We start from the raw sequence: 12,215 nt of genomic DNA on the forward strand, positions 1-12,215 counted from the left end.
CAAATTCTTGATATAAATATATTTTCTTTTAATTAAAAGGCATATTTTAAAAGTCGGATAATAAAATATAGTGACTGGTCAGTATTGATAATATTATTCGCAATGGAAGGAGTTCCTTTTATGAAGTTTGTTGATAGTATTCAGAAAACTGCTAAAGAAGCAGTAGTAGGAACAGTTTGTGATATTATTGAACAAAATCCAGAGAAAAATGTAGATAAGTTATTTTCATTAGCAAAGTTATTAGCGAGAGATGAGGATTCAAAAAACGGTATAGATAGCGTTGAAGAGATGTACAATGAGATACCTTCAGTTAAGGAATATATACAGGACATACTTATAAATACCAATAAGAATTGTAGTAAGAAGTTATTTCAAAACTTTTTTTCAAATGCAATATGGTATGGAGTAGGTAAGAGAGAAAAGTGGATGGAGAAGGAAGATACTAAGATTCCTTTTGTGCTTTTGATAAGCCCTTCTATGAGATGTAATTTAAGATGCACTGGCTGTTATGCTGCAAAATACGATAAATCTCAAGGGCTACAGTTTGAAGATGTAGATAGGATAGTAGGTCAGGCTCATGATTTAGGAATACACTTCATGATAGTACTAGGGGGAGAGCCATTTTTTGTAGATTACATGTGGGATATCTATGAAAAATATAGTGACATACAGTTTGTACCATTCACTAATGGAACCTTATTTACTGAAGAGTTTGGTGAAAGGCTAGAAAAGCTTGGCAATGTAATGCCTATGTTCTCGCTAGAAGGTTTCGAAAAGGAAACAGATGCTAGAAGAGGACCTGGAGTTTTTAATAAGGTAATGGAGGGAATGGATTTACTTAAGGCTAGAGGCATACCTTTTGGTGTATCATCAGCTACAGCAAGAAATAATATGGATACTGTAACCTCTGAGGAATTCATAGACATGCTTATTAAAAAAGGTTCTAGAATGAGCTGGTACTTTATGTATATGCCAGTTGGTGATAAGCCGGATGTAAATTCAATGCTCACACCAGAGCAGCGGATAGAGCTTGGAAGAAGGACTAGAAATATTAGGGTAACTAAACCCTACTTTACAATCGATTTCTTTAATGATGCTCCTTATGTTGGAGGATGTATCGCAGGTAAATACTATTGTCATATCAACTCTCAGGGAGATGTGGAACCCTGTATATTTGCACATATAGCAGTGGATAATGCTAAAAATAAAGATCTTATAGATATTTTTAGAGGAAGCATGTTTAGAGAACTAAGAGCAAGACAGCCTTATAATGAAAATATGCTAAGACCTTGTATGATGATAGACAATCCTCATGTAATAAGAGAGGTGGCAAAGGTGTCAGGAGCTCACCCAACAGATGAGAGCGCAAAAGCAATGTTATATGATGAAAACTTCCAAAAGCAGTTAGAAGAGTATGCAGAAGCTTTTGCACCAGTGGCTGAGGAAGCATGGGAAAAAGACTTTAACAGAGAAGGTAACATAAAGTTTGCTAAAGGCTAAAGCCGCAACCTAAAGAAGCTTTGATAATTATAAGTTTAGATTCTGATAAAATATCTTAAATTAAGTGGTCAGTCATCCGATGCTTAGATGAGCTTGCGCTAATTGCTCGCTCATATAGCATCTCCTTCTTAACCACTTAATTTAAACAATATTACTAAATATGGCCCCAATTTATATATAATATAAATTTATAAAGAAGACATGCATATCAGTGGAGAGATAAACACTAATATGCATGTTTTTTGCTGTCTAAAAAAACTTCACTAATGTTTTCGCGTTTGTACCACCTGCAATAACTTCACCGAATCAGAGATTTTTCAACAGTATAAGTTCAGTTTCGAGGTAGGGACTTTTGGTAAATTATGATATTAGCAAGCTTAGCGGTATATATACCTGAAAATAGCTAAAAATATAATGCTTACATAAGTATTTAGAGGAAAATGACCCTTTTCCAGTATTTGTTGCAAATCACCAGTATACTTTTAGTTCCGTAATGTAATGGTAATATGCTATAATTAAATGAATTGCAGTAAAAAGATTCTATTCTTAGCTTAGGTAAAATGCTAAGATCACGTATATGTGTAATTTAAGAATTATGGTTTTATAAGTAAAAGTACTATATCACAGAGGATATAGCGGTTCTATTAGAGGTGGTATTATGAAAAGATGCATCACAGCATTAATGGTTATTTTATATACAAGCGTTTTACTCATAGGGTGCAGGCAAGATGTTAATAAAAACAAAGTTGGTGAAAAGGTATATGAGTATAATATATCCAGTTATGCTCCGTATACTAATTATTTAAAAGATAGGGTAATAGCTTTTAATAGAAAGTATCCAAATGTGAAGATTAATATAAATGATATAAATCAAGGCTCATATATTAGCACTATTGAAGCTAGTCTAAATGATATAGAAAAAAGGCCAGATTTGGTTTTATTAAATGGGCAAGAAATAAATGATCTATACAAAGCAAACAAAAATATATTTCTAGACTTTACAAGTGATATGGGGCCAAGAACAAAGAGTTATGCTCAAGGTAGGATAGATGAAGTATCATTGGATGAAAAGCTTTATGGAGTACCATGGGACTCTAGACCTATTATAATGTTTTGTAATAAGGCACTTCTTGCAAAATATAATACTAACTTAGAGGATATCACCACTTGGGATACTCTTATCGAAGAAGGTAAGAAGTATTATGAAGCTAGTGGAAAAAAAGAAAACCTAATTGTAATGAATGAAGACAATGAAAAAGTTTTCGTTAAGGTATTACTTTATGAGTTAGGAATACCAGCAGATAGCTTAGATATGACCTCTGGAAATAAGGATTTGTCAAAGGTCATTGATATGATCTCTGAGTTAAAAAAGAATAATGTATTACGAATTGATAATAATTTTGATATATATAAGTCACCATTGATATTTGGTTCAAGTGATACCTATATGAACCTAGAAAAAACTTATGGTGATGGCCAATTCTTTGTAAAAGAACTACCTTCTTTTGAGCCCGGGGGAAATAACTCTGTAATCATGGAAGGAACTAATGCAGTACTAATGAACAATAAAAAAGCTATTGCGCCTTTAAAGGAGTTTATTATAGAAGCACTAACCGATAAGAAAGCATTAGCTAGCTATATGACAACAGATGGAGTTTTTCCAAGTTATGTGGATGCCTACTCTGATGTATCCGTAGATAAGAAGATTCAATTCTTGGATTATGATAGGCTTTGGGCAAGGATGAGTCTTATAGAAGTAAATTCTAAGAGAAAAAAGTATTTCTATGACATGAGTAAGATGATTGATTCATATATAGAGCAGAGCAATAAGCTTGAAGTAGAAGTGAATGGAAGTTTTCATTAAATAAATACGGGTTTTCGGTAATTTTATTATCTGAAAACCCGTATTTTTCTGTCTAGGGAGAATAAATTTTTATAAATAAATCTAATGATATAGAGGGGGTAGAAAAGTAGTTAGGAGAAACAGTAAAAAAGAAATCTTATTTGTCTGCCATATCCTGCTGATATATATTGGAAAGGGCAGATGTGAAAAAATAGTATATATTAAATTATAATTATATTGAAGAGCCTTATACCTGTGATAACACTGCATTATAAGCTTTTAAGGTAGCTTCAGAGGTCTTCTGCCAGTTAAATAACTTACTTCTCTCATAGCCCTTCAAGGCTAAGCTTTCTCTAGCTTCTTTTGAGGATATAAGTTTTCCCATGGCCTCATAAAGTTCCTGTGAGCTTAAAGGATTTATAAGTAGAGCTGTATCTAAAACTACTTCTGGAATAGAGGTAACACTTGAGGTAATAACTGGGGTCTTACAGCTCATTGCCTCCAGTGGAGGAAGCCCAAAACCTTCGTATAAAGATGGATATATAAATACTTGGCAGCCGTTATAAAGTATAGGTAAAAAGCTATCCTCTACAAAGCCGGTAAATATAACCCTATCCTCTAAGTTTAGTTCCTTACATATATCTACTAGTTTCATGCCCTCATCTCTTAGAGAGCCAACTATGACCAAGCTTAGGTCTGTATCTTTTCTAAGCTTATTAAAGGCTTGTATTATTCCTAGTGCATTTTTACGAGTACTAAAGCCACCGATATATAAAAGAAACTCGGTGTTGAAGTTAAATCTATCATTAGTAATTTTTCTGCATTGAGCCTTGTCTAGTGGCATAAAGGAAGTGTCTGCTGCCAAAGGAGTTACAAAGATTTTACTTTCATCTACCGATGGGAAAAACTTAAGTATATCCTTTTTTGAGTACTCAGAAACTGTTAGTATGCCATCACAGCTTTCCATTATCTTAGGCATGTCACTTAAAAACTTCTTTAGATACCCTTTACCCACGGTTTCAGGCATGATGTAAGGAATCAAATCATGTATGGTAACAATCTTTTTGCAGTTTATTTGATCATTTAGGCCTATTCCGTTTTGAGGGATATGATATAAATCTACTTTCTTATCATACAAGTAATTAGGGAAGTATATATTTTCAAAAAATCGCTGATGTCTTCTAGAGGCCATTATAACTTCAGTTTTATCATTGGTAAATTCTTTGGATATAGGTCCTGACCAGAAAATACTATAATCATTTTCTAGGTCTATACTCAGCAAATTCTTTAACACATTGTAGGTATAAGTACCGATACCAGTTCCCTTATACCAATTGATGCCTCTTGCATCAACAGCAATTCTCATGTAGATCTCTCCTAAAATTCCTATATTATATAGATATTCCTTATGTTTTTTTTGGTGATAGTTAAAAGGTCTTTATATATAAAAAGAGCTTTAGCAGTATTATGCTACTAATGATGACGGCTCCTTTGTAAAAATCCAGTGATAGATAATATTTTGGATAGCTATATATTGGAACAAGGTGTTGCTTTAGTACATATAATAAAATGAAATATTTGCTGGAGGTTTCATTGTGAATATAGATGAAATAAAAGCTAGTATCAAGGAGAACTATGGCTTAGATGTGATAGAGTGTAAAAAGATAAAGAATATATACAGAATAAAAGCAAAGCATGGGGAGTATTGTTTGAAGATAATAAAGTATCAATATCCTCATTTTTATTTTATCTTATCAGTCATACTATATCTGCAGAAACAGGGTTTTAGCAAGGTTCCTGAGATAATAGACACTGTAACTGGAGAGAAATATATAAAGCTAGAGGGCTTATATGCCTATCTCACTCCTTGGGTCATTTCTAGGGAAAGTAACTATGACAATCCTATTGATTTAATGAGAGCAGCTGAAAAGCTTTCTGAGCTCCATGTGTGTAGTGAAGGCTTTACCTTAAATAAGGATATGAAGCCTAGAATAGGATGGTTCACCTGGATAAATGTATTTGAGACTAGAATAAATGAGATAATGGACTTTAAGAAGAGGATAGGGCAGAAGGCTTATAACTCTGAGTTTGATAAGCTATATCTTTCTCTAATAAAGGAGGAAGTAAAAAGAGCTTTGGCTTCAATAGAGCATCTTAAGGAAAGCAATTATGTAACTGTAATGGAGAAAGAGGTGCTAAGGAGAGGTTTCTGCCATCATGATTATGCCCATCATAATGTGCTTGTAGATTCCAATAATGAAATTTCTATAATAGATTTTGATTACTGCATACTAGACACACATCTTCACGACTTAAGTTCCCTTATGATAAGAGCTATGAAGGATGGAAAGTGGGAGTTAGATAAAGCGGCTTTTATCATTGAGGCCTATGAAGCTAATAAGAAGATATTAGAGGAAGAGATACCTATTATGGCTGCATTTATAGAGTTTCCACAACAATTTTGGCAGATTGGGCTCCAGTACTATTGGGAGCAGCAGCCTTGGGAGGAAGATTTTTTTATAAAGAAGTTAATGAAATACAGTGAAGACAGAGCAGAAAGACAGGAATTTGTTAATCAGTTTAGAGCTTCGCTTTAGTTAGGGATAAGTACTAGATTCAGGAGGAAAAAACATGGATTCCTTGAAGGATTACCTAGAAAAAAGAGGTGTATTAATTTCAACAAAACAGAGAGAAGGAAGTCTACTGGAGCAATATAGTGAATACAATATTCTAGAACAAATAGATATTATTTGTGAGCTTCATAGGAAAATAAAAGATGGAGAAGGCATATATTTATTAAGACTTCAAAGCAATATAGGCAAAGAGATGGAAGAATGTAAGGTACAGGTAAAAAGATTAAAGAAAATGATCTATTCTGTACAGGGTGATGGTATTAAAGATGAGTTTGATAAGGAGCTCATCTATAGTGGACCTAAAGAGATTGAAAGAGCAGAAAGATGTATTAAGTTCGTTGAGGAAGCTTCTTATATAAAGCTTATCAAGAGAAGTATGAAAAACAATGAGCTTTGTCTTACAAACTGTGAAAGTATGAATTTGTGGAAAGAAGATTATATCTATATTTTTGATACATCTAAGCTTTGCTTTAACATGGTTGAATGGGATCTGATAACATATCTTAATAAAATCAAAAGAAGAGGAATAAACATAGATTATGGAGAGGCTATAGATTATTTTGTGAAGCAATCAGGATTGGACAATAATAGTGAAAACTATATAAAAGCTATGATTTCTTATCCTTACGGTTATATGAAGATATGTGAAAGAAGAAGAGAAGGTAAGAAGAAATGGAGTTCAGAGGAATATAGAAAAAAGTTACTAGAAGCTAGGTTAAAGGACGGCTATAGCTTAGTGTAACTTGGATAGTAATTTATAAAGGGTGAAAAGGATGTTAAAGTTAAAGTATGGCGATAAAAAATATCTTTGTCAGTATGATCTTAACATTGAGCTTTTTGAAAAGTTCTCAATACAAGTAGAGGACTTGGTTCCAGTAAGAAGTGTATATATACTAGAGACTTCCAAAGGTAAAAAGATATTGAAGAAGATTGATTACTCTGTTGATAGACTTGATTTTATAACAAAGAGTTTAGACTATATAAAGAGAAGCTTTGAAAGAGCCTTGACCATAGAGCCTTGTAAGGATGGAAACAAGTATGTACAGTGGCAGGATGGAATATATACGCTGCTAGACCTTATTGAAGGAAGAGAATGTGCATTTTCTAATGTGGTGGACCTTTCAATCGGGGCAAGAGACTTGGCTTATCTACACAAAAGTTCTATAGGTATAGCAGAAGAGTTTAAAGACAAAATCAATTTAAATAAGCCTGCTCATTATTTTGCTGATGAAAAGGATGTTACTCTTGGACATCTTCCTGGATATTTCAATTATGCACTTAAAGATATGGAAAAACTTAAAATTCAGGTAGAAGGCTACAAGTATAAAAGTGAGTTTGATCAATATTTTTTGAAGGATATAGATTACTATATAGCAGAGATAAAGCAGTGTATAGAGCTTATAGGAAAAATAAGCTATGATCAATTGTGTAAGGAAGAGGATAATATAGTTTTATGTCACGGAGACTTAGCTCATCACAATATATTGATAAAGGATGAGGAAGCTTATTTTATAGATTTTGATTACTGTAGTATAGATCTAAAAGTAAAGGATATAGAACAGCTTATAACTAAAGCTATAAAGAACTTTGCTTACGATATAGAGAAATATGAGGCTATCATAAAAGCCTATAGCCAGGTATTTTCTATAAAAGAAGAAGAATATAAGTTACTATATATATTACTAAAATTCCCTTCAGATTTTTACACTGCAGCTACAGATTATTATTATAAAAATAAAGATTGGGACGAAGATGTATTTTTAACTAGATTCATCAATAAGTTGGAATTTAAAGAGGACAGAGAAGAATTTCTAAAAATCTTAGGTGATAAAATTAAAATATAGAAATACGAAAAAGGACACTAATACTTCTTAAATATTAGTGTCCTTTTTCACTCTTTTTGTAAAATTTTCACTTTAGAGTTATAAAGTTTTTCAGTAAAGAATAAATTTATATATATATTATATTGATTTATAGGCGTCCAAGGTGTCATAAGCGGTTTTTTTCCAGTTAAAACTGGCGGTATGAACTAGCCCTTTTCTTATTAGTGACTTATACAAGTCTTGGTTTTCTAGAAGTGAAAGGATCTTTAAGCAAATGTCTTCAGTGCTTGTTGGATTGCTTAACAAGGCTGAATCACCACAGACTTCTGGAATAGAAGTTTCAGTAGAGGCTACAACAGGAGTGCCACAAGCCATTGCTTCCAAAGGAGGAAGACCAAAGCCTTCATAGTATGATGGGTAAACAAATACCTTTGCAGCATTATAAAATATGGGCATATCCTCTAAGGGAATAAAATCTGTAAATAGTACCTTATCTTCAACACCAAGGTTAATGGCCTTTTCTTTATAGGTTTCGTAAGATATCCCTTTTTTGCCTGTTACAACTAAGGATAACTTCTTATTGTATTTATGGTGAAGCAATTCAAAAGCCTCTATGAGCCCTAATATATTTTTTCTAGGACTAAAACCTCCCACATATAAAAGAAAATCACCTTCGATACCATATCTTTCTTGAAGGTAATATCTACATTCCTCTTTATTTAGGGGCTTATAAATATCTTCTGCAGCAAGATAAGTTACGAAGATTTTCTCTCTAGGAAAATTAAATTCTTTACATATATCTTCTTTAGAAAAATTAGAGACGGTTATTATACCATCACACTTTTCTATGATACCTGGCATATCCTCGTTAAATATTTTTAGATATCGATCACTACAGGTTTCTGGCATCCTTAAGGGAATGATATCATGAAGAGTTATAACTTTTTTGCAACTAATATTTCCAGAAAGTCCAACACCATTTTGAGGAATATGATATAGGTCCATGTCATTTTCACTTAATACATTTGGTACTCGTATCTCTTCCCAAAAATTATTTAAGCTGCTTTGCTTAGCTATATTAGTTTTAAAATTATTTCTGAACTCTTTTTCAAAATGAAATTCTTCAGGCAAGAAGACTAAATAATTATTTAAAAAATCTATCTGATTCAAATTATTTATAAGTTGATAGGTATAAGTTCCAATGCCGGTACCCCTATACCAATTAGCTGCTCTTCCGTCTATAGCTATATTCATATATAAGTCCTTTCAAATTTCTATATTTTATTATATTAAGCAATTATAAAAAGTGTTAATAAAAGGATATAGCCGCACATATAAATATATAGGAGGTGAGCACTATGATGAGGGAATTTGAAATTGAAAGACAGTTTGATATAAAAATTGAGACACTAAGGCCGAATAAAGGAATATACTATTTGAAATCAAATAAGGGGGATAAATGCTTAAAGAGAATAAACTATGGCGCACAAAAGCTATTGTTTGTATATGGTGCTAAGGAGCATCTTATAAAAAATGGCTTTGACAAGGTTGATAGGTATGAATTGAATATTGAAGGGGAGCCTTTTGCCTTAGTTAATGAAGACCTATATACTCTCTCTCAGTGGATACCAGGAAGAGAGTGTGACTTCCATGAAATAGAGGAAGTTAAGACAGCTGCAAAGACCCTTGCATTGCTCCACGAAGCAACAAAAGGATATGACCCTCCAGAAAACTCCAAACTTAAAAGTGATCTCGGAAGATGGCCACACCTTATGGAAAAACGAATGAAATCTTTAGATAAGATGAGAGACATGACAAGAAAAAGATCTCAAAAAAGTGACTTCGACTTGAACTATATAAAATCAATGGATTTTTACAAGGGACTATCAAAAAGAGCCTTTAATGTAATACAAAGCTCTTCCTATATCGATTTATGTGAGATTGTAGAAAATGATAAATCCTTCTGCCATCATGACTTTACCTATCACAATATAATATTAGGAGATGACAAGGAAGTCTATGTAATAGATTTTGATTACTGCAAGCGTGAGATTAGAGCATACGACATAGCTAATTTTATGATTAAAGTGCTAAAAAGAGTAGATTGGAACATAGAATATGCTAAAGCTATATTAGAATCATATAGCTCAGTTGGTAACTTAAAAGAAGAAGAATATAGGGTTATATTCGCCTTTTTACTATTTCCGCAAAGATATTGGAGACTTGCTAACAGATATTACTATAACGAAGTCAATTGGGGACAAAACACATTTAACAATAAGTTAGAGGGCATCATTAATGAGAAGGATCTTTATCTGAAGTTCATTGATGATTTTAAGGAATTTTATGACCAAAAAGAGTAATAATAAATTTAAGCTGCCATAGAGGTAGCTTATTTTTATGTGCGTTGAAATTTATGTGTGCTTTCTTCCGATGATTGAATGAACTACGCATAGAGTTAATATAATTTTCTCCGATAAAGCAGCTAAAATTGTATAACTCACTACGTTCGGACAATACAATTTCTTAACGCTGCTTTATCTACAAAAATTATTTAACTCTAGTTGCTTGTTCATATATCATCTCCTGAAAGCACACATAAATTTCAATAGTAAAAATAAAGCGTATGTAGTTAGAGAGATGTAGGTGTGCCTTCTTACGATTATTAAATTAGCTTCGCAAAGAATTAATATGATTTTCCCAGATTACATGGCTAAAGCTGTATAACTCACTACGTTCGGACAATACAGCTTTACTCTTTAGTTACTATTGGCTATAATCTTCACAATTTTTTTTATTTAATTTATATATAAAAATACATTGTCTTCAAAGAGTAAAGACTAAAAAGTTATGTCGCCTGCCAGAATTTCTTCACATACGTTCAGAAAAGGCAGATGCGCAAAAAATCCCTAATGAAGAACGTATTAGTGATTTTTAAAGCCATTCCATCTGAAAAAATCATTTAATTCTAGTAGCTCGCTAATAGAGCATTTCCTGGAGATACACCTAAATTTCAATAGTAAAAATAAGCGTATGTAGTTAGAAAGACATAGGTGTGCTTTCTTCCGATGATTGGATGAACTACGCATAGAGTTAATATAATTTTCTCCGATAAAGCAGCTAAAATTGTATAACTCACTGCGTTCGGACAATACAATTTCTTAACGCTGCTTTATCTACAAAAATTATTTAACTCTAGTTGCTTGTTCATAGATCATCTCCTGAAGGCACACCTAAATTTCAATAGTAAAAATAAGCATATATAGTTAGAGAGACATGGGGGGAAACTCTTCTGATGGTTAGATGAACTACGCATAGAGTTAATATAATTTTCTTTGATAAAGGGGCTAAAATTGTATGGGAGGTATAGCAAAAAAATCAATGTTACATAGTATATAATGTGAAACATACTTTCAAGGAGAAGTTTATGAAGGTCGGCGACTTAGTAGTTAGAAAGTCCTATGGTAAAGATATAACCTTTAAGATCATAGATATAAGAGAAGATAAAGATGCTGTTTATTATGTTTTAAAAGGTATTAATATAAGAATAATAGCTGATGCCAAGATAGAAGACTTAGAAGAAGTAGATGAGCAGTTTATGGCGGAGAAGGATAAAATATTTAATGCAAGGGTAAATGAAACTATAAAGAGGGTAATGGTTTCTAGAGATGTGGCTGGGCATCAGAATATAACTAGAGTAACCAAGTCTCCCAAGATAATACCTGAAAAAGAATTGACCTTTGGCAGACCAGGGAGAATACTACATGTAGATGGAGATCCACAATACTTAGATGCGTGTATGAAGGTGTACAAGCAACTTAATTTAAATGCTACTGGAAAAGCGATAGTTGAAAAAGACCAACCAAACCAAATAGTTGATATAGTGAAAGAGTTGAAGCCAGACATAGTAGTGCTTACTGGTCATGACGGTCTAATAAAGAATGCAACAGATTATCTTGATTTAAAAAATTATAGAAACTCAAAGTACTTTATAGAATCAGTTCAAAACCTTAGAAATTACAATTCAAGCTATGATGAGTTAGTGATATTTGCAGGAGCATGCCAATCTTGCTATGAGAATATATTGGATGCTGGTGCAAACTTCGCCTCAAGTCCTAATCGCGTTTTAATCCACTGCCTGGATCCTGTATTTGTATGTGAGAAGATAGCTTACACAAGAATAGATCAGGTAGTGTCCATAACTGATGTTATTGAGAACACAATAACAGGGATAAAGGGGATAGGAGGGCTTCAGACTAGAGGGAAGTATAGGGAAGGCTATCCTAAGTCGCCTTATGTGCAATAGAATATGCAATAAAGATTATAATAGTTAAGTTAAAGGAAGGATGTACATTAGATCCTTCCTTACTAATGTCTGTAAATTTTTAAGATTTCAACGTTCATACTATTGTGTTG

At 32.8% G+C, this 12,215-nt stretch carries 9 protein-coding genes; 7 read left to right on the forward strand and 2 right to left on the reverse strand.

Annotated elements, in window-relative coordinates:
* The first annotated feature begins 120 nt into the window (after positions 1-120).
* A complete protein-coding gene (locus C1I91_RS06400) occupies positions 121-1,500 on the forward strand; it encodes a radical SAM/SPASM domain-containing protein (protein ID WP_128212105.1) in 1,380 nt (459 codons plus the stop codon).
* A 658-nt stretch (positions 1,501-2,158) separates the two neighbouring features.
* The gene (locus C1I91_RS06405) at positions 2,159-3,364 is read left to right on the forward strand and encodes an ABC transporter substrate-binding protein (RefSeq protein ID WP_128212107.1); all 1,206 of its coding nucleotides are present in this window, start codon (positions 2,159-2,161) and stop codon (positions 3,362-3,364) included.
* Positions 3,365-3,590: 226 nt separating this feature from the next.
* On the opposite strand, the gene C1I91_RS06410 is transcribed toward C1I91_RS06405, so the two are convergent.
* A complete protein-coding gene (locus C1I91_RS06410) occupies positions 3,591-4,709 on the reverse strand; it encodes a glycosyltransferase family 4 protein (protein WP_128212109.1) in 1,119 nt (372 codons plus the stop codon).
* 229 nt (positions 4,710-4,938) lie between these two features.
* Between C1I91_RS06410 and C1I91_RS06415 the strand changes: the two genes are divergently transcribed.
* From C1I91_RS06415 to C1I91_RS06425, 3 genes are read left to right on the forward strand one after another with little or no spacing between them, the layout of a single operon-like run.
* Positions 4,939-5,940 carry a CotS family spore coat protein gene (locus C1I91_RS06415; RefSeq protein WP_128212111.1) on the forward strand — a complete coding sequence of 334 codons (1,002 nt, stop codon included), beginning with the start codon at positions 4,939-4,941 and terminating at the stop codon, positions 5,938-5,940.
* Between the two features lie 34 nt (positions 5,941-5,974).
* Positions 5,975-6,718: a spore coat protein gene (locus C1I91_RS06420; RefSeq protein ID WP_128212113.1), complete on the forward strand. Its 744-nt coding sequence runs from the start codon at positions 5,975-5,977 to the stop codon at positions 6,716-6,718.
* Between the two features lie 31 nt (positions 6,719-6,749).
* Positions 6,750-7,820, forward strand: coding sequence for a CotS family spore coat protein (locus C1I91_RS06425; protein ID WP_128212115.1), 1,071 nt, complete (start codon positions 6,750-6,752; stop codon positions 7,818-7,820).
* 117 nt (positions 7,821-7,937) lie between these two features.
* On the opposite strand, the gene C1I91_RS06430 is transcribed toward C1I91_RS06425, so the two are convergent.
* Positions 7,938-9,053, reverse strand: coding sequence for a glycosyltransferase family 4 protein (locus C1I91_RS06430; RefSeq protein ID WP_128212117.1), 1,116 nt, complete (start codon positions 9,051-9,053; stop codon positions 7,938-7,940).
* A gap of 104 nt (positions 9,054-9,157) precedes the next feature.
* On the opposite strand from C1I91_RS06430, the gene C1I91_RS06435 reads away from it, so the two are divergent.
* Both C1I91_RS06435 and yabG read left to right on the forward strand, forming a co-directional pair.
* Positions 9,158-10,162 (forward strand): CotS family spore coat protein, encoded by a 1,005-nt coding sequence (locus C1I91_RS06435; protein ID WP_128212119.1) that lies wholly within the window; start codon positions 9,158-9,160, stop codon positions 10,160-10,162.
* 1,064 nt (positions 10,163-11,226) lie between these two features.
* Positions 11,227-12,105, forward strand: a complete 879-nt coding sequence (yabG, locus tag C1I91_RS06440) for a sporulation peptidase YabG (RefSeq protein WP_128212121.1) — start codon at positions 11,227-11,229, stop codon at positions 12,103-12,105.
* Positions 12,106-12,215 lie beyond the last annotated feature (110 nt).

This window comes from Clostridium manihotivorum, from assembly GCF_004015185.1.
Taxonomy (GTDB): Bacteria; Bacillota; Clostridia; order Clostridiales; family Clostridiaceae; genus Clostridium_AR; species Clostridium_AR manihotivorum.